Raw genomic sequence first — 22,059 nt, forward strand, 5'->3', positions numbered from 1 at the left:
TGCCGGTAGAGCCGGCCGCTGGCCGGCTGCATGCGGGGTGCCCGATGCTGATGGGGTTGCCGGCCAGCGGCCGGCACTAACCGGTAGACGCCAACCTGCATCTGGTGGGTGCGGACCGTTGGTCCGCACGATCCCTCAGCGCAGCGCGCCCAACCATGCCACGCACGCTTCGCTTGGGCTCTGCTTGGCCTTCACCGTCATCCCGCTCACGCGCACGAAGGTCTGCGCGGCCTGCGCCACGACCTGGCGTGCGATCAGCGCGGCCTGCTTGGTCGCGGCCTGCTGCTTGCGCAGCTGCACGATGTTGATCGAAGGCCGGCCCACCGGCGCGTACTTCTGGTCGCGGCGCAGCACGTCGGCCACCTGCGCCACTTCGAACTCGGCCTGCAGGTAGCGGTGCTGTGCCTCCACCAGCTCACGCAACGGCGTGCGCAGGGCGGCGGTGTCGGCGAACGCGGCCAGCGCAGCATCGCAGGCGGCGTCATCGGCAAAGCGGGTACGCAGCGCGTCCACGCTGGCCAGGGTCAGTTTGGCCATGTGGGCCTCGTTGCTGCAGGAAAGGAGCGCGATTGTCGCATTGCTTGCCGGCTGATGCGTTGAACCGGGCGGCGGAATACCTGTAGAGCCGAGCCCACGCTCGGCTCATCGCGCGTAGCGCGAGGGTGGAGCGAAAAGCAGCCGAGCGTGGGCTCGGCTCTACATGGTCAAGGGCGTGCGGACCAACGGTCCGCACCCACCAAGCAGGGTCCGCACCCACCGGCTGCCCGGTCAATCGCCGTCGGTTTCGTCCGGGTGGGCCTTCCAGTAGCCGGTCGAGCGGATCCAGTCGCGTGGCACGCCCAGGTGGCCTTCGATGAACTTGCGCATCATCCGCGCGCGACGCGATTCGGTGGCGATCCAGTAGAAGACATCACCTTCCGGCGCCTCGAAGTCGGTCAGCATGTCTTCCAGCAGGGTGCTGGTCGCCGCCGGGAAGCCATTGCGCTCCAGCCAGTGGATGCGCACGTTCTCGTACTGCGGCAGGTCCTGGCGTTCAGCCTCATCGCGCACTTCGATGTACGCCTGCACCTCGGCACCTTCCGGCAGCACGTCCAGCCAGCGGGCGATGGCCGGCAGCGCGGTTTCATCGCCGATCAGCACATAGGCGTCGTAGGTGTCGGCCACCACGAACGAACCGCGCGGGCCACCGATTACCAGCACGTCGCCGGCCTGCGCCTGCTCGGCCCACGGCCCGGCCACGCCCTGGTCGTGCAGCACGAAGTCGATGGCCAGCTCGCCGGCTTCGTGGTCCCACCAGCGTGGGGTGTAGTCGCGGGCGGGCGAGGGCTCCTTGCCGTCCGGGTAGCTGCGGCCTTCGGCGGTCAGCACCGGCAGCACCATCTCGCCCGCAGCGTTGGGGAAGAACAGCTTGATGTGGTCGTCGGCGCCGGGCGAATCGAAGCCGGCCAGCGCGTCGCCACCCAGCACGATGCGGCGCATGTGCGGGGTGACCTCTTCAGTGCGCAGCACGGTCAATTCACGGAAGCGCACATCCAGGCGCAGGCGCGTGTTGTTATGTTCGGTCATGGGGTTACCTGTAAAGGTGTCGCGCGGGGGCGCGCGGCGTAGGGGAGACCTGGCTGGATTCAGTCTGGCTGGGTCGTTGAAAGCGGTGATGCCTCGCTACCGGCGGTACCGTTGAGCAGGGCAGACGCCCGCGTCAGCAGCGCCGCCACTTCGTCCGCCTCGCCCTCGGCCCAGCGGCCGTGGTGATGCACCAGCGCCCGCTTGAACTCGCGCAGGGCGCAGGCCAGCGGCGCCGGCAGCGAGGCCTTGGTGATCTCGCGGGCGCGGTCGAAGGCACGCCGCTGCGCCAGGCGCACCTGGGTGCGCTGCACCTTCAGCTCGAACTCGCCGGCGGCGGTGATGCGGAAGATCCGCTTGCCGTCCACTTCCTCGGCCTCGATCCAGCCGGCCTGCTCGAAGCTGGCCAGCAGCGGGTACATGGTGCCGGCGCTGGGCGTATAGGCCTGCATGAACTGGTTGCTGATCAGCTGCATCAGCTCGTAGCCATGGCGCGGCTGCTCGCCGATCAGGGCCAGCACCAGCAGGCGCAGGTCGCCGCGGCTCAGCACACGTGGCTGGCCGTTGCGGCGGGGCACCGCCGAATCGATGGAGCGGGCTCTGGGAGAGGGGCTTCGGCTCATTTCGATATATCGGTAAACGAGTGTGCAAACGATATATCGATATGTCGAAAGCGACAACACCCGATCCGGCCACAAGCAGGTGCGATTTGGGCCACGGCCAGCCCCACCCACACCAAAAGGGGCGCCCCTTGCGAGGCGCCCCGGCGATGCTGTGGAAGGGAGCAGGGCCACCGGGCCCATCACTCACGGGCCACCTTGGGCCCACGGCCAGCGGCAATCCAGAGGCAGGTGCGACACGTTGTCGCTGGCTCAGTGGCGAAGCCCGAACGGCGCTCGCCGTGGCCCCGGCGCTGCCCCACAACCGTCATCGGCAGCAGTAACACTGCGTCCTGCACATGGGCGCAGCGGCCCGCAAGCGACAGCCCGCGCAGCCGCCAAGGCCCGCCGCAGGGCCGTCAAGGGCGCTTGCAAGCCCCTTGCGGACACTGGCCGGTTGCATCCATACGCCTGCGTAGCCAAGTGACGAAAGCCCTTGGTGCGCTACACTTTGCGGTCTAGAAATCTATACAACAGTCGCGCGCGTGCGTGCGGTTATGGGAGCGCTAATGAACTGGTTGAACGAGGTGCTGAACAACGACCCGAATCCTGTGGAAACCCAGGAGTGGATCGAGTCGTTGAAGGCCGTTATTGATGTCGAGGGCTCCGAGCGCGCGCATCAGCTGCTGGAAGGCATGGTGGAACTGACCCGTCGTTCGGGCGCCTACCTGCCGTTCTCTCCCACCACCGAGTACGTCAACACCATCGAGCCGCAGCTCGAGGCCAAGAGCCCGGGCAATGCCGAGCTGGAATGGCGCATCCGTTCGATCATCCGCTGGAACGCGATGGCCACCGTGGTGCGCGCCAACCGCAAGCCGGGTGACCTGGGCGGCCACATCGCCTCGTTCGCCTCCGGCGCCACCCTGTACGACGTGGGCTTCAATCACTTCTGGCGCGCCCCGAGCGAAAACCACCCGGGCGACCTGCTGTTCATCCAGGGCCACAGCGCCCCGGGCATCTACGCGCGTTCCTTCCTGGAAGGCCGCATCAGCGAAGAGCAGCTGGACAAGTTCCGCATGGAAGTGGACGGCGGTGGCCTGTCCTCGTACCCGCACCCGTGGCTGATGCCGGACTACTGGCAGACCCCGACCGTGTCGATGGGCCTGGGACCGCTGGCCGCCATCTACCAGGCGCAGTTCATGCGCTACCTGGAAAACCGTGGCCTGATCGAGAAGTCCGACCGCAAGGTGTGGTGCTTCATCGGCGACGGCGAGAGCGACGAGCCGGAAACCCTGGGTGCCATCGCCCTGGCCGGCCGTGAAGGCCTGGACAACCTGATCTTCGTGGTGAACTGCAACCTGCAGCGCCTGGACGGTCCGGTGCGCGGCAACGGCAAGATCATCCAGGAACTGGAAGGCGTGTTCCGTGGCGGCGGCTGGAACGTGATCAAGCTGCTGTGGGGCGGTTACTGGGATGCCCTGCTGGCCAAGGACACCAATGGCGTCCTGAAGAAGCTGATGATGGAAACCGTCGACGGCGAATACCAGAACTGCAAGGCCTTCGGCGGCGCGTATACCCGCGAGCATTTCTTCGGCAAGTACCCGGAAACCGCTGCGATGGTGGCCGGCCTGAGCGACGACGACATCTGGCGCTTGAACCGTGGTGGCCACGACCCGCACAAGGTGTACGCCGCCTACCACCAGGCCGTGAACACCAAGGGCATGCCGACCGTCATCCTGGCCAAGACCGTGAAGGGTTACGGCATGGGCAGCGCCGGTGAGGCACTGAACCCGACCCACCAGACCAAGAAGCTGGACGACGAAGCGGTGCGCCACTTCCGCGACCGCTTCAACATTCCGGTGACCGACGCGCAGCTGGCCGACGGCCAGGTGCCGTTCTACCACCCGGGCCCGGATTCGCCGGAAGTGCAGTACCTGCAGGAACGCCGTGCCGCGCTGGGCGGTTACCTGCCGCAGCGCCGCCGCAAGGCCGACAAGACCTTCGTGGCGCCGAAGCTGGAAGCCTACGAGCGCCTGCTGAAGAGCAGCGGCGAGCGCAGCTACTCCACCACCATGGCCTTCGTGCAGAGCCTGAACATCACCCTGCGTGACAAGGAACTGGGCCCGCACATCGTGCCGATCGTGGCCGACGAAGCCCGTACCTTCGGCATGGAAGGCCTGTTCCGCCAGATCGGCATCTACGCGCCGTTTGGCCAGAAGTACAAGCCGGTCGACGCCGACCAGCTGATGTTCTACCGCGAAGACCAGAGCGGCCAGGTGCTGCAGCAGGGCATCAGCGAGCCGGGTGCGATCAGCTCGTGGATGGCCGCCGGTACCAGCTACTCGGTCAGCAATGTGCCGATGCTGCCGTTCTACATCTACTACTCGATGTTCGGCTTCCAGCGTGTGGGCGACATCGCCTGGCAGGCTGCGGACATGCGTACCCGCGGCTTCCTGCTGGGTGGCACCGCCGGCCGCACCACGCTGAACGGTGAAGGCCTGCAGCACGAAGATGGCTTCAGCCATCTGGTGGCCGGTGGCATCCCGAACGTGCGCAGCTACGACCCGACCTTCGGCTTCGAAGTGACCGTGGTTCTGCAGCACGGCACCAAGCGCATGATGGAAGACCAGGTGGACGAGTATTACTACGTCACCCTGATGAACGAGAACTACACCCACCCGGAAATGCCGGAAGGCGCGGCCGAAGGCATCGTCAAGGGCATGTACCTGCTGACCGACGCCGGCAAGCCGAAGAAGGGCGAGCTGCGCGTGCAGCTTCTGGGCTCCGGCACCATCCTGCGCGAAGCCATTGCTGCCGCCGAGCTGCTGGACAAGGACTTCGGCGTGACCGCTGATATCTGGAGCTGCCCGAGCTTCAACGAACTGCGTCGCGATGGTTTCGACGTGGAACGTGCCAACCGCCTGCATCCGGAAGGTGAGCAGCGCAAGGCCTACGTGACCGAGCTGCTGGAAGGCCGCCAGGGCCCGGCGATTGCCGCCACCGACTACGTGCGTGCGTATGCGGACCAGATCCGTGCGTTCGTGCCGATGTCGTACACCGTGCTGGGTACCGATGGTTTCGGTCGTTCGGATACGCGTGCGAACCTGCGCCGGTTCTTTGAGGTTGACCGGTACTACATCGCGCATGCCGCGATTGCGGCGCTGGCGAAGGAAGGGAAGATGACCGCGAAGGATGTGGCCCGGGCGATCAAGCAGTACAAGATTGATCCGGAGAAGGCTAATCCTGTTGGGGTTTGATTGGTCAGTGTGAATCGGAAGGGCGGCCTAGAAGTCGCCCTTCTTTTTTACATTAAATAGCAAAGGATGCTGATGATTTACTCATTTCAGTATGAAGGACGATTTGTAAATCTTGTGCCTCTTCCCGTCAGGGAGGGTCGTGCTTGGAACGTTTTCAATGCACACTCCATGTCGCTACTTGTTGGTGCCAATGGGTCTGGGAAAACGGAGCTTCTCTCCAAGCTGTGCGAGAGCATTCATACAGAAGATAATTCGGCCATCGAGGTCGATGGCGTGCTATCGGACTATGGAGTGATTTACTTCACCCCGGCCCCACTTTCAAAGTCTAGGTTTCCGAGAAATGGTAAGCGGTTCAAGGTTCTAGACGGAACCAAGGTGAATTCAACGCCAGACCATGATGTTGTCGCTACTCTCGCTAGAGAATTCCAATTCGCCAATACCGTGGTTGCACGACTAGCGGTGCCGCTAGAGAGAGGTCTTGATGCAATCTTGGCGGCGGCCATGGAAATTCCAGTCCGTCTAGCGCCCGAGCTGAAGGATTATCTAGGGTCTTCCCTTAGAGACTATACTCTCGCATCACAGAGCTGGCGCGAACTTGCGGGCAAACGAGGCGGGGGGGCTGGAGGACGCCAGAGAGAAATGCTGAGGACTCAAGGAAACCTTCGAACTTCAATCAGACGGTACATGCGTCACAGATATGGGACTGGCTATTCAAATATTGTCCTCGCTGCCATTGCGTTTGAATCAAATGGTGTGCGTACTCGAGCTTCCGTAGCACGGAAGCTGCGAAATTCGCTCGAGACAGGGTTGGACGATGTTGATCGTCTTTTCCCTTCTTTTGAGAGCTTTCGCTGGGTATTTGATGAGCTTGGTAGCAAGGTGGCGAGGACGGGGGCCCCGGTCAGTGATGCCTGGCGGGCCCGACTTGATACGGAGGTTGAAGAACTCTTGCATTTCGAGATATCAGGCCTAAGCTCAGGTGCTGAGGCGCTTGTGCGGCAATTCATCGACCTGCGGTCCGCCATCGATGAGCTTCAGGTAAATGGAGTTCGTAACGTAGTTCTTATGATCGATGAGGGCGACGCATTTCTCCATCTCGCTTGGCAGCAAAAATATATCAATTTCCTTAACAGGTTCATTTATAGGGAGAGGGGGAAATTTGAGACCATTCAAGTCATAGTCGCGACTCATTCTCCAGTTCTGATGTCGGACTTTCCAAGGGATTTCGTAATTAGAGTGGGGGAGGGCGACTTGGATGCATCTCATAAGTGCTTTGGTGCTCCTCTGGAAACTATAATTGAAAGCACTGCCGGGGCCGGGACTATTGGTGAATTCTCTGCTCGAGTAATGAAGAGGTTGGTGTCAAGCGGTGGGCATAATGCTCGCGACAGATATTTGGTCGGTCAAATCGACGATCCGGTTGTAAGGAATTTTTTGGCGCGGAGGCAGGGTGATAATATCAATTAAAAATGCTTGGCCGGCTGCTGCCGTCAAAAGTCATGAGGCCTATGTGAATTCCCTTCTCAGAAAGGAAGCTGAGAGGCCAGATCCTTGGGGTAGTAAGTTCTTGAGTGAGTTCTTCTCGAATCACGAAAAGGCGATTTCCGTGGGGTCTGTTGCTGAAATTAAGGATGCTGTTTCCAGTTTCGAAAAAATAATTGATGGACGCCCTGATGGGGCCGTACGCCAGATTTTCGACAGAATAAAATCAGTTGTTAAATACTCATCATTCTGCGATAAGGAGAGGGTTGGATGGAATGCCTACTCTCTTTGCGAGGCGTTTCAGTATGTGATGTGCCCTTACTGCCAGCAGTCTCTCGCAATAACTGTTTATAAGGGAGAGGATGGCGCATTTCGGCCCACCCTAGATCATTTCTATCCGAAGCATAAGTTTCCATTTCTTGCGCTCTCACTTTACAATCTCATTCCTTCATGTCAGTCATGCAACAGTTCGCTGAAGGGATCATTGGATTTTTCAAAGACTGAGCATCTACATCCCTATGATAGTGACGAGAGCGTATCTTTCGTCATCGACGTGAATGAGTACCTGAATAGTCGCTCCCAAGGAAAGAAGAATTGGAGCTTCAGTGTCTCTTGCGCCCCCGACAGCGCGTCGGTGAATTCTGTCCGGACCTTTGCAATCAAGGAAAGGTATGCGATGGTCGGAGCGTTTATCGATAGGTTCGCTGAGAGCGCCTATCTGAGGTTCAGTTCTGACAAGGGGAAGTATAGAGAGATCCTTCCGGCGGCTGATGTTGAAGCGGAGTTGGATAGCTTGATGGGCTTCAATCCTTCTGAGTACAGGAATGAATTCATGGGAAAAATGAAGTTAAATGTTTATAATATGGTTAGAGATCATTATAAGTAATTTATAACTCGCGCATTTTCCCTCGTTAAGACGGATTGCTTATGATTGACTCTGTCTCGCGATCAAAGCGTTCTCTGATGATGGCTGGCATTCGAGGAAAGGGAACTCGGCCCGAGCTGTTGGTGAGAAAATTTCTTCACCAAGCTGGATTTCGGTATCGGCTGAATGTTGCGCGACTACCAGGGGCACCTGATTTGGTTTTAGTTCGGCACCGAGTGGCAGTATTTGTCCATGGATGCTTTTGGCATCGTCATCTCGGCTGCCGATACGCAGCGACTCCGGCGACGCGGCCGGAGTTCTGGATTGAAAAATTCGACAGTAATCGTAAGCGAGATCAGCTGGTTCAGGAGAGACTTCTTGAAACGGGGTGGAGAGTTGCAATAGTTTGGGAGTGCGCTCTCAAAAATTCAACAGGCTTTACTTTGAATGAGCTTCGAAATTTTATTAATTCGAACTCGCAATTTATTGAGCTTTCTTGGGGTCAAGAAACTAATGCGGAGTAGACCGTATCGGCAATCTGCCGAGCCATCCAAGGTGGAACTGCATTTCCAACCTGGCGGAACTGCGCACCTCGCGACCCTTCGAAGAAGTAGTTGTCAGGGAACGTCTGCAACCTTGCTGCCTCACGTACAGATAGGCTTCTCAACTGCGACGGGTCCGGGTGAATGAAATAATGGCCGTCCTTTTGAAGATGGCTTGTCACTGTAGAGCTTGACTCATCCCTGCGTTGAACCTTGAAGCGGTCAACAAACTTACCGCTTGTCCAGTTCTCATGATCCGGATGCATGGCTTCAGGGAATTCGCCAGCACCACGCGGCGACCTGCCATGAATCTTCGCGAAAGCCGATGCGTATCCATAGCGGACGAGATCCATCCACATATGAGGGCGAACCTCATGATTCAGAATGTAGCCGAGGCGCTCGTCCAGCAACCACGGCTTGAGATGCTCCGGAACCTCATTCACGGATGCCGTCCACGGCCTGGCCCTGCCGCCAGCGCCTGCATCAAGCGCAGGTACCAGTTTCGCTTGGCTGCGTAGTTCAGCTGAAACCTTCGCATCGTCAGACAGCTCTGCCGCACGGAGCAGAATCTCCCGGGCGGCATCGGGCCAGTTATCGAAATCGATATTGGTGATGCCGCTTCTGAGATGAGGCATTCCGCCGATCACTTCGCCCACGCTGTATTTGGCCGGCGCGCGATTGATCTGGCGTAGCGATGAAACGTCAATGTCCTCCCGGACACCGAAAAGAACCACGCGGTGCCGTGCCTGAGGAACACCAAGCTCCTCGGCCCTCAGAATGTAACGGCGTCCATCGTCGTCATCGAACAGACCACTCTGATCCTTTACCAAAGGGATAATTCGGTAGCGCGGGCCGTTCCGGCCACCAGGAGCTCGAAGGTCCGCGAGAATGCGCGGGAACATCAGCTCACCACCTACCTTCGAGGAGAGAATGCCCTTGACGTTCTCCATCACAAACGCAGCGGGTGAGTACTTCTTGATGATCTTCAAGTAGTGCTGATAGAGGAAGTGGCGCGGATCTTCCTCTGCCTTGTAGCCCACTACGCCCCGGTTTCTGGCGCGCCCGACCAAGGAGTACGCTTGGCAGGGCGGTCCACCAATCAGAACCCACGGGTCTTCCTGCGACGCAACTTCGCGAATGCGGGCATGAAGCACCTTGTCGTCTTCGGGATCACCGAGCTTCAACTGCCTCGCCTCATGACAGGCATTCTCCCACTCAGCCTTGGTCGCATCCGTCCAAGGCCGGTCTACTCGTCCTGCCACGTAGTCGTAGTAGCTATCCGGCACCTTGTGGGGCGCGAACTGGCGATAGAACGCGCGAAGTCGAAGCGTCCTGGCTGCATTGACCTCCATTTCGGCCGAAATGGCGATCTTGAACGGACGTGACTTTGAAGAGCGAGAGGGGGTGTAAGCGGAGAACCCTTCGCCCAGCCCACCAGGGCCTGCGAAGATGTCGACGACTGGGATGTGCATGCCTTGCTTCACAATTATAAATAGGGGCGCAGATGCGCCCCTCTAACGCCGCCAGGATGTCATGCCCTGGGGCACTTTTCAATAAGAATCAGACCACTTCGGCCACTTGGGCCGCTGCGTCCTTGAATACGCTCGCAACGGTGTCAGCGAGCTCCTGATCTCCCAGTACGCCAAGATCAACGATCTGGTACCTGAGGCGCAGGAGCTTTATGGCGCAACGCATGATGTCTTCCATGTTCCCTTTGGACTCACTTGCTGCCGCTTGGGCCCAACCGTGGGCGATAGCTTTTGCAAGTACCCAGTTCCCGCCAATCAGTGGACGCTCAAAGATCGCTACATGGGCGTCCTCTGTCAGAGCTCTCAGCAGGCGCCACCGATCAACGCCCGCTTCGGGTCCCAAGTCAAGCGCTGACGCTCGCATGTAGAGCCGCTGCAGAGCATTACGTACCCCGCCGCTGAATCGCTCTTGAGACTTGCTCTCGAATCGCCAGCGCACAACGTCGGGCAGCAATACAGTGGTCAGATAGGCCCAGACGTCATCCCGCAACCCTTCGCCACTTGCTAGTGAGCCAAACGACGCAAGGGCAATGGCTGCGTCACGATCGAACTTGGCGCGCCCGGTCTGCCCCGACAAGGTGGGAAACCCACACCCCTCCGCAGTCTTGCGAATAGTCGCGGCGATCTCTTCAGCCACACGAAGCTCTCTGACTCCCCCACTTGCTGCATAGCTCGATAGTGAGGCGTGGTCATTCAAAAAGGCTACGGCATCGTCGGACGAGTAATCCGTGCCGAGCTCCGCCACCAGGCGGCTGACGCCCAAACGGGACAATCTTGGGAGAAGAATGGTGGTCATGTGGTCTGCTCTCCAACATCGGCGGATGCAATCAGTGCAGCGTTGAATGCCCCAGGGTCACTCTCGAGCAATCGGACGATACCTGCTAGCCCGCCTTCGTTGGGGAACGCCTGACTGAGCCAGTGATTCGCCACCGCGCCAACCGAACCCTCCTCGAACGCTTCGAGATCCAAGTCCTTGCTGTTACGCAGGAGAATGGTCGAGCACATGTGTGAGGCGACGCCGCCAAGCACTGCCTGGATAGTTGCGCGATCACCCAACAGGAACTTCTCAAGGAATGTCTCCTCGTCAGAGTTGACATAGAGAACGACCTTCGAGGAAAAGTCGCCGGAAAGATCCTCTGGCCGCCATTCGACATACCAAGGAGCATGCTCATGCGGCTTGCCGGCGAAGGCAGCTCCGAAGCCAATGGCGGAGACCGGGAATCTGGAAGAGCCTCCGTCTTCGATCAGCACATCACAACTGCTCTCCCACAAGCGAGACCCTTTCAGCACTGGTGAAAGTGGCGTTGCTTCACCGGACGGCGTGGTCAACGCAATCGTCAAACGCATGACCAGCTGAGAGGACAGCGTGCTGCCTGGAACCGATACCTCCAGAAGGGCTGATGGGTTTTGCTTGGAGAGTGGGAGCGCCTGTGCGTACTGAACTTGCCTAGGCAACTGCCCCTGTCCTGTTCCAATCAGAAGCTGTGCGGATGCCAGCCAATCTCCCTCTCCAAACTGAAGCGACTCGGACGCGGAATCCCAATCAATCTGAACACTCCCGCGTACGACCAAATCGCGGGCGTAGTCCCAGTCAGCCAGGACTTCCGGTGCAGGAAGAAGTGGAGCGTTGGGGTCTCCCACGAACCAGCCACTGAACTGGACCGCTTCATCGGGAATTCTTAGGTACGGATACGCGATTCTGCTCATGCCGCGTCCTCACTAAGTACTCGGACTGCGACAGTCACAGCAGCGCCCTTGACCATTCGAACAACCGCGGTAACCTCCCCGCTCAATAGCCCAACGTCGAGGATCTGACCCTTGCAGCTCAGGTCGTGTGCTTCCAGTGACACGCTGTGTAGTCGTGGAAGCAGATTCGAGGGTACGTCTTCTGCACTGATTCCATTGCCATCAGCGACCAGCTTCGGCTCGACGATGAGCGTCAGTGGTCCTTGGCTCCCGTCATTGGTCAGATCAACCCTGAACGTCGCAAGTGCTGCGCCGTCTTGAGCAAGAGAGAGTCCAATCATCTCGGGTGAAGATAGCCGGACGCCCTTCTTGGGTGATGGACCACCGCGCCTGGATGGTTCAGGTTTTCCAGCGCCGCGGGCGCTTGTGGGTGAGAGAAAGCGCCCCATTTGCCCAGCAGTTGCCGCGAGACTGGGGGACGCCGGGTCCGCTGATCTGCTGAGCGACTTGGTAGGCACAAATGTATCGGCATGGGTTCTGAGAGCCCGCATGCCGACTCGAACCATCGTCTGTTGCTTTCCTTTGGGAAGATTGTCCGGTGCCCAGTCATCGTGCGTTGGTGGCTCCGCCTGAGCAAAGGCTTCCTCCACCTCCGACTCAGCCGAGCAGACAAAAACCCCTGCCCACTCATGCAGGGAGTCTGGATAGGGGGCGCCGCGTAAGTACTTCACCACTAATTCGACAGGGCGCATCAAGGCAATGTGCGATGCACCTGCCAGGATGTCTTCACCATTGGAAGAAGCCAGTGGATGCCTCTGCGCCGCGACCCCCGGGGCGAATGCGAGCTTGCCCAATGCCTTTGCAGGACGCTGAGATCGAACGTCCTTCAATGAACCCGCATTGGAACGAATGTCGGCGAGTGCCCGGCAGAAGAGGTCCAGTGGCGGGAAAGCCTCAGGCGCTGGGACATCCAGCGGCTGGCCGTCAATCTCGATGCTGACCGTCAGGCGGCGGTCAGCCGCGGTCGAATCCGACATTCTTGGCCAGAAGTTCAGGAGTACGCACGTAATCAGCTCACGACCCAGTTCCTGGGTGGAAGAGACTTCAAGCTCGGGATCTACGATAACGATAGAGGTCCCGCTATCAGCCTCGGATCGAGAGAACATCCCCAACTCGCCACTCAAGTCGAGTGCGTGCGCTCCGGTCGCGGGAGCCACGCTGTCGCTGCCCGCGGGCATGCCCCACCAGTGGCGCCCCGTGAAACGCCGAATGCCAGTTCCGAAACTCGCGTCGAAAGCCTCTCCCAAGTGGCAGGCCATAAGACGGCGAACCGGCTTTCCCTCATTGAAAGTTTGGCTATCAACTAGGACAAGCGAGCACGAACTCATTGCGTAGAGCGAGCTCTTTCCATAACCGTAGGTGCCGCCACCTTGGTGGCTGTCTCGTGCTGCCCCAACGTTCTTGAGGAAGTTGACGAAGTTAGCCCGCTCCTCTCCCGACGGCGCGACATCGGCCTCTACAGGGCCAGAAAGGCCCACCGTACCAAAATCGGCTATCTCAAAAACCCAGAGTTCGGGCTTCTCCAAAGAGTCGCTGAGAATCTGCTTGGAAGGACCGCCGGCTGGCATCTGGGCCAACACTGAGTTCGACAGGGTGTTCCGCTCGGTGTCCCTCAACTTTCGCAGGCGAATACGTGCCTCAGGGGATCGTCCAGGCAGGGTTGCGTCAATTACGTTCTGCAGACTCTCGCGCACTAATGTCTGAAGCAGGTTGAGATTGGGTCTCCCCAACAGTCGCTTGAAGCCTTCCCCCGCAAGGTTCCCATTCTTTGAGAAGGGTTCGCTGTACAGCTCAAGTTTCATGAGAAGACCGCCTCGTAGACGTGTTCATGCTGAGTGCTCGGTACCAATTGGTCCGCGGCTGAACCCAAATCAATCGTGTATTGGACATCGCCAACGCCGGCCGGAAGTTGTCCATGTGGCAGCAGGCTGGTGGTGAGCCTTGGGAAGTTGTCAGAGACTGAATAAAGCCTGATGGCCTCCAAGGTGGTGCGCAGAGCGTTCCACTCCGGAGCCCTGGAGTCCTGACAGCCCATCGATGCCAGACGACTGACAATGGCATCTTCCTTAACTCCCAATGCGATCAACTCTTTGCAGAGCTGTTCTACATAAACATTTCCGGCCGCAGCCCTCTCAAGCACTACGTGAGCTAACCAAAGCGGGGTGTCAGCGGGCGGAGAGAGCTGTTCGAGCCCATGGATGTGCACATTTGAGCTCTGCAGAAAGGCGGTGGACTTGACTTCCAACGCGCCGCCTGGACCTCGAAAGTCGTGTCGTTGACCCAAGGGGCCGGTCCAGGAGTCAACTGCCTGCGCGCTTCGCCTTACACCCTCTCGAAGAACCACAAGCTCGCCGAGCAAGCCGAGCACCGTGCTCACGTCAACCGGAGCTTGAGGCTCCTCTGCCAGTAGAATTCGAAAATCTCTGATGCAGGACGCCACGGCGGCCAGCGGAGGTATGCCGTCTGCGATTCTAGAAATGATTTGCGTGCAGAGATCGCCGAAAAGACTCTCCAGTCGCCGCTCGCGAAGACCAATGTCGACGTAGAGCGACCAGATGCCACTGAGCGAAAGTCGCGTGATAGATATATCAACGCTGGGTCCCCCAAGCTTTCGTACATCAGAGGCCGACACCCCAGCTGACACTGGAATCAGCAGTCTCGGAGCTGCGTCAGGTGTAAGTGCATAGCGAATGGCACCAAACCCGGAGTCAACCCCTGCGGCCACCGTTGCGACGTCCACTCCGTCTCTCCGCTGCGTGCTGCTGCGAAGCGAGAGCCAGTGTTCGTGGGCAGTCTCACGCATCCTGCGCCTGCTCTGTATTGCCTGCTTCCCCATCCTCGAGCTGATCTGGCGTAGGGACGTTCAGTTCCACGCTGAAGTAACGACCGGTTCGGTCAATGTGCCCTGGGAATACGAATCCGAGGCCGATGAGGTCGCCCTTGGCGTTCAGTGCTACGCGATGATCGCCGGCCCTGCTCGGTTCAGAGACACTGTCTATCGGGTACACCAAGAGAAGGGGAGTATCGGGACGATAGCTCTTCAGCTTTTCCCATCCATCGGTCGACTGAGCATCAGAGTCCTCAACATCAGCGAGCACATCTTGTTTCGACATCAAAGCCTTGATGTCGGCATAGTCAGATGACTCGGGCAACCTGGAACGAATGACAGGTCCAATGTCACTCAGGCCACCCAATTGGACTCGCCGCTCAGCCCTGCTGGAGCTCACAATCGCGACATTCCAGAACGGCATGCGACTGGCGGATCCATCAATGTAGGTCAGCAACATCTCCTTGGTGAGATTTAGCTGCTTGTCGCACATGCTGTAGTTGGCCAAGAACTTTCGAACTACAGTGCCGGGAACATCCATGAAGACGTTGTCCTTTATCCGCGAGTACTTCTCAGCAATCAGCTGGTCAACAAGGCTCGCCGCGGCGCTCCAGTTCCTGGAAACCACGTCCGAGTCGGTGTGATCAAAGCGAGTCGTTTGCTCGTGCTTTCCGTCGAAGCTGATGCTCGTCCTGATTGCATGCCGCATCTTCGCCGCTGACGTGATCGCGAGTCCGGGAATTGACCGAACCTTTACTGCGAAGTCCAGTGGCGAAACCTCTGCCGAACGATAGGTGGAAATTTCCTTTCGGATCTCCTCTTCTACCTGCGCCAGCGCTCGGAAGTTTGATATCAGGTCTTGGGTCGTCCAGAGGCGCGGGAGATCCTCGTATCCCTTTCTGAACCCAAACCAGCGCCCCATCTGTAGCAACGTGTCGTACTGGCGAGAGGTGCGCAGGAAGAAAGACACTGAGAGTCCTTCAAGGGTAAGTCCGCGCGCCAGCACCGATCCGCCCACGACAATGTAGGTCTTCGCATCGCCAGTAAAGTCCAGGCGCTCGAGACTCTCGCCGTTCTCAACAACGAGTTCCAAGGCTTCCAGAACCTCCGGGAGGAGGGGCTTGAGTGTGCTGTCCAAGAGTGTTGGGTCGCTCTGATCACTCAGGGGGCTTCTGACAATCTCCTCTGAGAAAACTTGGCGCACCAAGTCTCCGACGGCTCCGGAGAGCGATTCAATAGAGCGACGATTGGCTGCCAGCCAGGCGCGAATGGCATCCGCCATGCTGTCGTGCTGTGCAATGTATGCGGAGGTGTGAACAAGCATCGTCATGTGCTCGCTCTGCTGCCCTCGCGCGCGGCGAACGGCGCAAGTGATCAGGAACCAGACGATTGCCTTCTGAAGCTGAGGCGTCACATCCGGCGTGAAAGTTTTGTGGCCGTTCTTTCCCTTAGGAACCAGCTGATCGACCTCTTCCGACGGTATGGATCGGAACATGTCTCGTCCGAAGTCGACAGCATCATCGTCGGCGGATGCGTCGGCCTCACCGAAAACCTCAAGTGTGCCGAAGTAGCCCTTGGGACGAGGCAGTGCTGTAATGAAGTCCTCGGGATAGAGGTCGTCCAGTTTGTCTGCGCGAACCGGGAACGGATTGATGAATACGTTTGCAAACGGCGTGGCGGTATAGCCGACGTACGAAACGCAAGGCAGCGCCGCTATCAGCCTTCGGATCGCTTCGTTGATCCGAGTCATCTCTTCATCATCGGCACCGGAATTCACGGATGCCTGATCGCACTCGTCATCGATGATCAGTGCCTTGAGCTTTCGCTTAATTGGCCGAGCCGTATTTGTCACAGTCTCGAGCAATTTCTCGAGGCGCGTAGACTCCTTTTTAATTACAGCCAGCTGAGCGCCACCCTTGTGCGGCATCACAAATTGACCGTTTGGAGGCCTGACAAAGTCGCCGCTGTCTTCCGCAGTGGTGTACTTCTGCCACAGGGTGCCGTGCCTGTTCACAACATCTGCTTCGATGCGGCGCTGAGTCTGTGCACGAAGCTTGTTTGTGACGCCACCGAGAAGAATGATCAGGTTGTAGCCAGCATCCACGGCCTTGGCGATGACCGCGGTCATATTTGCAGTCTTTCCGGACTGGACATAGCCAACGACCAGTCCCCGACATCTGAACTCATCCTCGGCTGGATTCGCGAGCAGGGAGACGATCTCGGAGGATGAGTCATCCAGCGACTCGGATGCATCCTTCCACTTTTTGACTTCGCGGAGATAGTTCAGAAGCGCGGGCCAGTGTTTGTCATGTTCCGTCGGCCCCTTGTACCAAGTCGGCCGTGGCTTGATCAGCGAGTTCTTGCGCAGGATCTCTACGTTCTGGAACGACGAACGCACCAACTCGATAGCCGCCTGGAAGTTGGCATCCATCTGTTCAGGGAATGGGCCCATCACCGTTTCGAGGGCCTGGCGCGCCGCCGCCGCGGCTGCGTCCAAGGTGTCATAACTTGGCAGCTTCTCCCGGATAATCGTGGAGAGAGCTTCTACTTGTGTATTCAAGTCGGCATCCTGCGCATTCGTAAACTGGGGGCGGCGACAGGCATCGAGCCGAATGCGCCCCCTGCGACATCCATGCCCTTTGGGAGGGTCGTCAGAGAGTGACCCTTGTCTCTGATTGTTTACGACAAGAACCGTCCATGCAACCACCATTTGGTCGCATTCGGCCTCAAATTCGGCTATCCCCTCGGATCTTCAGCCTTCAGCCGAGCGTCGCCCCTTGGCGAGCACTGTAGGCTTGTGAACATCGACAGCCGGGCTTGTGACATGAGCCACACAGGGCTTGTGTTGCCAGCCGAAGCAGTAAGCAACGCTCAGGTGGACGCCTTTACCTCATGGGCCAACCGAGCCTGTTGGTTTTGACCTTGGGGTGCCCGTACCTACGGTGCCAAGCAGATGGCCTGTGGTGCGTGATCGAGGGGATGCCGGTGCAGGCTCTTACCGCTGCAGCTGCACCCACTCGCGGACCATCACCGTCAACGAAAGTACCGCCATCAGTAGCCCCTACATTTGCCGGTCGACCAGACGCTTCTCGGGCGCGCCATTCTACCGCGTGAGCTCCTTAGCCAAGTCCAGTTCGGCTGGGGCGCGTAGGGGAGGCTAAGGTGCAATTGGCGTCAGCCAACTGCATGGGGACGACGAGGTCGAAGTGAGCCGGTCCCGTGAATGCAGATATCCACCAGGGTGGTATCAGCCTGGTGGCACACGCCGCTGGGTCATCCTGTATGCCGGTGGCGGTCTTGCCTCTGCACCAATCGATACGCACTACGGTTCCGGCACAAGCCGCATGCACCAATGCGAGAGCGCCGGCACAACGCAGGGAGAATCAATCTCCCTGCCCGCATACAACACAATCACAAGCTGCTCCAACGAGTTGTCCACCAGCATCACGGGCTTGCCGTCGCAACTGACCTCGAAGTATCTCTCTCCCGCGTACCGCGCGTCCTGCACCACGCCCTCACGCACAAGTCGAACGGCTTCCTCGCGCATGACAGCGAATTCAGCGTCGGACACCTTCCGAAACGTCCGCAGTTCCAGGTCGGCCTTGGGTACATGCCGGCTCGCGATCGCCGCAGACAGCGCCGCCAGCAGCACAGCGCCATAGATCAGAAGCTTCATTCGACGCTCTGCAAACAGGGGATGGACTGGAAGGCGAACGGTCAGCCGATGGCACGCGGATGGCCAGCAGCCGCGCGACAGACGGCCAGGTCCAACTGGGCTACTCCCGCACGTGCAGCCGCTCAGCAACCTGCGCAGTCAACGCCACGCACGCCATCTTCAACCCTTCCATCACCCGATCCCCCAGGTACTCCTCGGGCGCGCCGTTCTGCCGAGTCCGCTCCGCAGCCAACATCAGCTCCGCCACCACACGCAGCCCCGCCAGCGCGCAATCCGCATCCGCCAGCTGAAGACACCGCCCAGGCAGTTGATGCCGCTCCGGCCAAGGCTGGCCGTCCGCAGCCGCACCGGTTCCGATGCGGTGCAGCGTAGCGACGAAGGCGTTGGGGTCGGCAGACGGTTCGCGCTCGCGTTCGGCGTTGTCCGGATCGTACTGCGCGTGCAGGGAACGGAAGTCCGATGTGTTCATGGCAATGCTCCGTACAGGACAGATAGCAGCGCCACCAATAAAGGTGGCGGACGGTGCGGGCTCGAAAACCGGTAAATGCCAGACCGGCGGGTCCGAAGACCCCCACGCACCGCCCGCCATGGAACGCGAACGGATTGCCAGCCGACGCCACATAAAAGGTGACGTCGGCTGGCAAGCGCATACAGCTGGCATAAACACGGGTTTTCGAGTCCCGCGCCACCCTTTTCCGGTGGCACGCCAAGAGATACCCGCGCAGCTGCCAAATGCCAAGAAACTGCAGAACCGACGATTGCCAGTCCTGACGCTTTCGGCATTGTCGCACACGGTGTTAAGCCAGCAAGCGATTGCGCCGCAAGGGTCTTGAAGGGCTTGGCGCTATTGGCTCCAAGCGCAGGAATGCCCGCAGCCACGGTCATGGCGTAGGCCCAATTGCGACAGATTGGAGCAGCGGTTCAGCCGGGCGGCGCCTCGGCCGTGGGCACGAAGGTCAGACGGACCCGAACCCGCGCATGCAGCGCGACGCCCTCAACCACGACCGGATCAAAGCGCCACTGGCGCACTGAGGAAAGGGCCGCACGATCCATCTCCCGCAGTCCGCTGGACCGCGCCACCATCACGTTGGAAACGTGGCCCAGCTCATCCAGCTGAGCAACCAGCAGCACCTGCATGGGAGCCTGCAGAAAGGTATCGGGCGGCATGGTAGGGACCGTTGAATACTCAATGGCAGGCGCCTGCTGCAGCTCGAGGGTGGGGTTGTCACCGCGCTCTACGAACACTTCAGTGGAAACCTGCGGGTCTGCCGCCATGGCCATGGCAGGTGTAGCGCCCAGCAGCATCAGAACGAGGTTCAGTGCCAGGGCGGTGTTGAAGCGGGGCATACGTGGTTTCCATTCCGGTGCGCTGCAAGCATAGCGGCCATCCCCTGGCATCGCTTGCCTTTAATGTCGGCATGCCGGGCGGCCGCACGGTTCACACAGGCAGGCCCGGCCGTGGCTATAGCGCATCGTCGCGCTCCAGGTCGTAGTCGCTGCCGAACGCCAGCGCTGCCTCGCGTGGTGGAAGGTCTGCGTAGCAGCCCAGCAGGTACTCATCCATGCCGGCATCGCTATGGTCGATGGCGAACAGGTGTAGGAGCTCCTTGTCGAAGGTTTCCAGCCATGTGGGTTCGATCTTGGTCACGGTCATCCTCCCGAAGCAGGGGAGGATGACCTGGGGAGGTCTCAGGGACTGAGATCTCTGGCGCCGAGGGAGGCCGCCTCAACCTGGGGCGCTCAGCCCATGCGCATGGCGTGGCTCTGCTGTTCCTGCGTACGTGCATCCAGCGCCTGCTGCTCATTTTGACGGGCGAGCTCGCGCTGATCGCCAACCACAGCCAGTTGCTGCAGCGACTCAGCCACCGGCGTTTGTGCAGCCACGGCAGTGGGCATTCCTGCACGCAGGTGCGCAGGGTCAGATAGGTCGCCTTGTACAACAAAGATGGTGTGACCCGCCGCCTGATTGGCTGTGGCGTTGCTCAGCACCACATGGTCCACCTGTTCCAGACCCTGCTCGCGTGCCCTCACTGTCAGGCTGGCGGCGAGGTTCTCACTGGTCGCGTCGAAGGGGCGGCCGTGCTTCTCATCCAGTGCAGCGACGCCCTGGCGAATCTGCTGATGGAGGGCATAGTCCGGGCTGCCTGGCTCTATCGCCGCGATTCGGCGTCCTTCCGTAAAGAGAGGCTCGGGCTCCTGCGTAGACACCACGCGCGGGCTCTTGGCGATCTCTCTGTAGGGATCTTCAGGATGAAACTGCTTCGCCTTGACCTCGCGTTCCAGGCGAACCTCGCGGGTCTCGTTCAACGCGGAAATCTCGGCGGGATCGGTCTCTTTGGTTGTTCTATCGAGCGGGGGAACGCCCACTGTGCGGTTCCAGCTGCCGTCTTTGGCGTCGTAGCTGTGATAGTCGAACTTGGTACCAATCACGTTCGGATCTACGGCGTCGCGCTGCAGGAGCGCTGCGCCCTCGAACTTGCTCAGCTCAACGAAGTAGAAATGCCCAGCGGGCTGCGGCATATCCAGGTGCACGCTGACGGCCGTCTTGCCAGCACGGAATGCGCCGGCAGCGCTGTTGTCGAGCATGTTCTGCCAGACCTTTTCGGCTGCCTGCTCGCCGCGTTTGTGCTCCGTGGACACCAGCAGCAAGCGTGGCGTCCAGCAGTTCACATTGAGGTCGTTCTTTTCGAACGAAACATCGTGGGATTTGAGCGTGCTGGTGTAGGGCAGGTTGAGTGCCAGATCGGGCCTGCCGGCCTCCATCCAACTTCTGCGCTCCGCCAGGTCGTTCCTGATCAGATCCTGGCCGAAGGTCTCTTGCCTGCGTTCGGTGAACGCGACGTTCTTCTCGTTGCCGAACAGCGTGGCCTGTTGCTCGGCAACGGCGGTTGCAAAGCTGTTGGCCACCCGGCCGGGGAGGCTGTCGTTGCGCACAACACCCAACGCCAGCAGGCCGTAGCCATCATTGTCGGGAAGTTGCGCGAGATAGTTCCAATACAGCTCGCGATTTCCCTCCTTCGCGTAGGAGGACAGGACACGAATGTCCTTATCGGTAAGTCCGCTCATGATTCATCCTTGAGATACGGTTTACGGCTGAACGCGATAGCGGCTCAGAAGATCACGCACGCTGTTCTCCAGGCGCTGCCAGTCGCTCAGCATGACGCGTGCATAGTTCATCTCGATGGCGATGCTATCGCCCACGTCCACGATGGAATGGCGGCACATTGCGATCTGGCCTTCGCCGGCGCGTTCAAGTGTCTTTCCCTGAACTACAAGTCCGTCAGGAATGCGGTCTGCCGGGTCGCAGCTGATGAACGTTGTCAGTTGCCCCTCCGCCGAGCGGGCCACATACCAGTCTGGCTCCATCCCCGGGTTGTGCACGTAAGGCCTGCCCAGCGCAGCCTCTGACTCCTTTGCATAGGCTGCCATCAACGATGGGTCGATCGAATAGGGCGTCAGGCCCCATCGCTCGGGTTGTGCAACGCGTAGCGCAAGATTCTCTACCGGGTCTCTTCGCTCCAGCGACCCCGGCGCGCTGGTGGCCTCACTGCTGGACCGACGTGCCAGATAGTTCTGGATGGGAACGCGATCGATGTACCTAAGCTCGACCAGTACCTGCCGCCGGCTGTCCTGCGTGCTGCGCACCGGGCGATCACCAGGAGGCGCTGCATCGAAATCAGGCCAGAACACAGTGAGCATGACGCCCCCATCGGCCAAGGGGCCCGTCTGGTTGTAGTAGAGGTTGGCCGGGAACATGAAGCGGTGCGGGCCAAGCCGAGCTTCCACCGGCTGCATTGTGTAGGTCTGTCCGCCCACCGTACGTGGGCTGGTTGCGCTTTCGGACATGGGGGTTCCGTTCGGGTCCTTTTCCGTGGATGGGGCCTTCGCGCAGGCGGTGGTGCTCAGCACGGCCACCAGGGCGAAGGAGGCAAGCCGGCAAGCCGGTGCTCTGCTCATGGGCGATTCCCTTGCA

General features: G+C 59.6%; 19 protein-coding genes. 4 read left to right on the forward strand and 15 right to left on the reverse strand.

Annotation, left to right across the window (positions count from 1 at the left end; translation table 11 throughout):
* Window positions 1-135 precede the first annotated feature (135 nt).
* From AC13FN_RS16860 to AC13FN_RS16870, 3 genes are all read right to left on the reverse strand, one after another.
* Window positions 136-537 carry a hypothetical protein gene (locus AC13FN_RS16860; RefSeq protein ID WP_262235211.1) on the reverse strand — a complete coding sequence of 134 codons (402 nt, stop codon included), beginning with the start codon at window positions 535-537 and terminating at the stop codon, window positions 136-138.
* Window positions 538-768: 231 nt separating this feature from the next.
* On the reverse strand, window positions 769-1,566 hold the full coding sequence (locus AC13FN_RS16865; RefSeq protein ID WP_418081982.1) for a siderophore-interacting protein: 798 nt from the start codon (window positions 1,564-1,566) through the stop codon (window positions 769-771).
* Between the two features lie 59 nt (window positions 1,567-1,625).
* Entirely contained in the window at window positions 1,626-2,186 is a 561-nt protein-coding gene (locus AC13FN_RS16870) for a PadR family transcriptional regulator (protein WP_126560607.1), read from the reverse strand.
* 545 nt (window positions 2,187-2,731) lie between these two features.
* Here AC13FN_RS16870 and aceE point away from each other — a divergent pair.
* The 4 genes from aceE (at window position 2,732) to AC13FN_RS16890 (ending at window position 8,290) form a co-directional block, all read left to right on the forward strand.
* The gene (aceE, locus tag AC13FN_RS16875) at window positions 2,732-5,419 is read left to right on the forward strand and encodes a pyruvate dehydrogenase (acetyl-transferring), homodimeric type (protein ID WP_014035776.1); all 2,688 of its coding nucleotides are present in this window, start codon (window positions 2,732-2,734) and stop codon (window positions 5,417-5,419) included.
* Window positions 5,420-5,485: 66 nt separating this feature from the next.
* Window positions 5,486-6,886, forward strand: coding sequence for an AAA family ATPase (locus AC13FN_RS16880; RefSeq protein WP_341926220.1), 1,401 nt, complete (start codon window positions 5,486-5,488; stop codon window positions 6,884-6,886).
* Window positions 6,887-6,929: 43 nt separating this feature from the next.
* Complete coding sequence (locus AC13FN_RS16885) at window positions 6,930-7,787, forward strand: HNH endonuclease (protein WP_341926218.1); 858 nt, start codon at window positions 6,930-6,932, stop codon at window positions 7,785-7,787.
* Between the two features lie 41 nt (window positions 7,788-7,828).
* Window positions 7,829-8,290 (forward strand): very short patch repair endonuclease, encoded by a 462-nt coding sequence (locus tag AC13FN_RS16890; protein ID WP_341926216.1) that lies wholly within the window; start codon window positions 7,829-7,831, stop codon window positions 8,288-8,290.
* Here the strand turns inward: AC13FN_RS16890 and AC13FN_RS16895 are convergent.
* From AC13FN_RS16895 to AC13FN_RS16950, 12 genes are all read right to left on the reverse strand, one after another.
* On the reverse strand, window positions 8,269-9,780 hold the full coding sequence (locus tag AC13FN_RS16895) for a DNA cytosine methyltransferase (RefSeq protein ID WP_482985049.1): 1,512 nt from the start codon (window positions 9,778-9,780) through the stop codon (window positions 8,269-8,271). The genes AC13FN_RS16890 and AC13FN_RS16895 overlap by 22 nt on opposite strands.
* A gap of 88 nt (window positions 9,781-9,868) precedes the next feature.
* Window positions 9,869-10,633: a DUF6339 family protein gene (locus tag AC13FN_RS16900; RefSeq protein WP_197654777.1), complete on the reverse strand. Its 765-nt coding sequence runs from the start codon at window positions 10,631-10,633 to the stop codon at window positions 9,869-9,871.
* Window positions 10,630-11,544, reverse strand: a complete 915-nt coding sequence (locus AC13FN_RS16905) for a hypothetical protein (protein ID WP_197654778.1) — start codon at window positions 11,542-11,544, stop codon at window positions 10,630-10,632. Before AC13FN_RS16905 ends, AC13FN_RS16900 begins: the two co-directional genes overlap by 4 nt.
* Window positions 11,541-13,385, reverse strand: coding sequence for a hypothetical protein (locus AC13FN_RS16910; RefSeq protein WP_482985050.1), 1,845 nt, complete (start codon window positions 13,383-13,385; stop codon window positions 11,541-11,543). Before AC13FN_RS16910 ends, AC13FN_RS16905 begins: the two co-directional genes overlap by 4 nt.
* The gene (locus AC13FN_RS16915; RefSeq protein ID WP_478415597.1) at window positions 13,382-14,419 is read right to left on the reverse strand and encodes a PD-(D/E)XK motif protein; all 1,038 of its coding nucleotides are present in this window, start codon (window positions 14,417-14,419) and stop codon (window positions 13,382-13,384) included. Before AC13FN_RS16915 ends, AC13FN_RS16910 begins: the two co-directional genes overlap by 4 nt.
* A complete protein-coding gene (locus AC13FN_RS16920; RefSeq protein WP_341926206.1) occupies window positions 14,379-16,970 on the reverse strand; it encodes a Z1 domain-containing protein in 2,592 nt (863 codons plus the stop codon). The genes AC13FN_RS16915 and AC13FN_RS16920 overlap by 41 nt, the downstream gene beginning before the upstream one ends.
* A gap of 762 nt (window positions 16,971-17,732) precedes the next feature.
* The gene (locus tag AC13FN_RS16925; RefSeq protein ID WP_241885907.1) at window positions 17,733-18,086 is read right to left on the reverse strand and encodes a hypothetical protein; all 354 of its coding nucleotides are present in this window, start codon (window positions 18,084-18,086) and stop codon (window positions 17,733-17,735) included.
* Window positions 18,087-18,186: 100 nt separating this feature from the next.
* Entirely contained in the window at window positions 18,187-18,555 is a 369-nt protein-coding gene (locus AC13FN_RS16930) for a hypothetical protein (protein WP_227844368.1), read from the reverse strand.
* A gap of 452 nt (window positions 18,556-19,007) precedes the next feature.
* Complete coding sequence (locus AC13FN_RS16935) at window positions 19,008-19,433, reverse strand: energy transducer TonB (protein ID WP_341926203.1); 426 nt, start codon at window positions 19,431-19,433, stop codon at window positions 19,008-19,010.
* Between the two features lie 115 nt (window positions 19,434-19,548).
* Entirely contained in the window at window positions 19,549-19,740 is a 192-nt protein-coding gene (locus AC13FN_RS16940) for a hypothetical protein (protein ID WP_478415599.1), read from the reverse strand.
* Between the two features lie 86 nt (window positions 19,741-19,826).
* The gene (locus tag AC13FN_RS16945; protein ID WP_019336262.1) at window positions 19,827-21,152 is read right to left on the reverse strand and encodes an XVIPCD domain-containing protein; all 1,326 of its coding nucleotides are present in this window, start codon (window positions 21,150-21,152) and stop codon (window positions 19,827-19,829) included.
* Window positions 21,153-21,173: 21 nt separating this feature from the next.
* A complete protein-coding gene (locus AC13FN_RS16950) occupies window positions 21,174-22,043 on the reverse strand; it encodes a hypothetical protein (RefSeq protein ID WP_019336263.1) in 870 nt (289 codons plus the stop codon).
* Window positions 22,044-22,059: the final 16 nt, after the last annotated feature.

It is taken from the genome of Stenotrophomonas sp. 115C5 (assembly GCF_056861055.1).

Excerpts from the sequence above, each read along its gene's own strand:
- AC13FN_RS16860 (WP_262235211.1), bottom strand. The coding sequence starts at position 537 with ATGGCCAAACTGACCCTGGCCAGCGTGGACGCGCTGCGTACCCGCTTT.
- AC13FN_RS16925 (WP_241885907.1), bottom strand. The coding sequence starts at position 18,086 with ATGAAGCTTCTGATCTATGGCGCTGTGCTGCTGGCGGCGCTGTCTGCG.
- AC13FN_RS16900 (WP_197654777.1), bottom strand. The coding sequence starts at position 10,633 with ATGACCACCATTCTTCTCCCAAGATTGTCCCGTTTGGGCGTCAGCCGC.
- AC13FN_RS16880 (WP_341926220.1), top strand. The coding sequence starts at position 5,486 with ATGCTGATGATTTACTCATTTCAGTATGAAGGACGATTTGTAAATCTT.
- AC13FN_RS16895 (WP_482985049.1), bottom strand. The coding sequence starts at position 9,780 with ATGCACATCCCAGTCGTCGACATCTTCGCAGGCCCTGGTGGGCTGGGC.
- AC13FN_RS16930 (WP_227844368.1), bottom strand. The coding sequence starts at position 18,555 with ATGAACACATCGGACTTCCGTTCCCTGCACGCGCAGTACGATCCGGAC.
- AC13FN_RS16945 (WP_019336262.1), bottom strand. The coding sequence starts at position 21,152 with ATGAGCGGACTTACCGATAAGGACATTCGTGTCCTGTCCTCCTACGCG.
- AC13FN_RS16950 (WP_019336263.1), bottom strand. The coding sequence starts at position 22,043 with ATGAGCAGAGCACCGGCTTGCCGGCTTGCCTCCTTCGCCCTGGTGGCC.
- aceE (WP_014035776.1), top strand. The coding sequence starts at position 2,732 with ATGAACTGGTTGAACGAGGTGCTGAACAACGACCCGAATCCTGTGGAA.
- AC13FN_RS16905 (WP_197654778.1), bottom strand. The coding sequence starts at position 11,544 with ATGAGCAGAATCGCGTATCCGTACCTAAGAATTCCCGATGAAGCGGTC.
- AC13FN_RS16870 (WP_126560607.1), bottom strand. The coding sequence starts at position 2,186 with ATGAGCCGAAGCCCCTCTCCCAGAGCCCGCTCCATCGATTCGGCGGTG.
- AC13FN_RS16940 (WP_478415599.1), bottom strand. The coding sequence starts at position 19,740 with ATGACCGTGACCAAGATCGAACCCACATGGCTGGAAACCTTCGACAAG.
- AC13FN_RS16865 (WP_418081982.1), bottom strand. The coding sequence starts at position 1,566 with ATGACCGAACATAACAACACGCGCCTGCGCCTGGATGTGCGCTTCCGT.
- AC13FN_RS16935 (WP_341926203.1), bottom strand. The coding sequence starts at position 19,433 with ATGCCCCGCTTCAACACCGCCCTGGCACTGAACCTCGTTCTGATGCTG.
- AC13FN_RS16910 (WP_482985050.1), bottom strand. The coding sequence starts at position 13,385 with ATGAAACTTGAGCTGTACAGCGAACCCTTCTCAAAGAATGGGAACCTT.
- AC13FN_RS16915 (WP_478415597.1), bottom strand. The coding sequence starts at position 14,419 with ATGGGGAAGCAGGCAATACAGAGCAGGCGCAGGATGCGTGAGACTGCC.
- AC13FN_RS16890 (WP_341926216.1), top strand. The coding sequence starts at position 7,829 with ATGATTGACTCTGTCTCGCGATCAAAGCGTTCTCTGATGATGGCTGGC.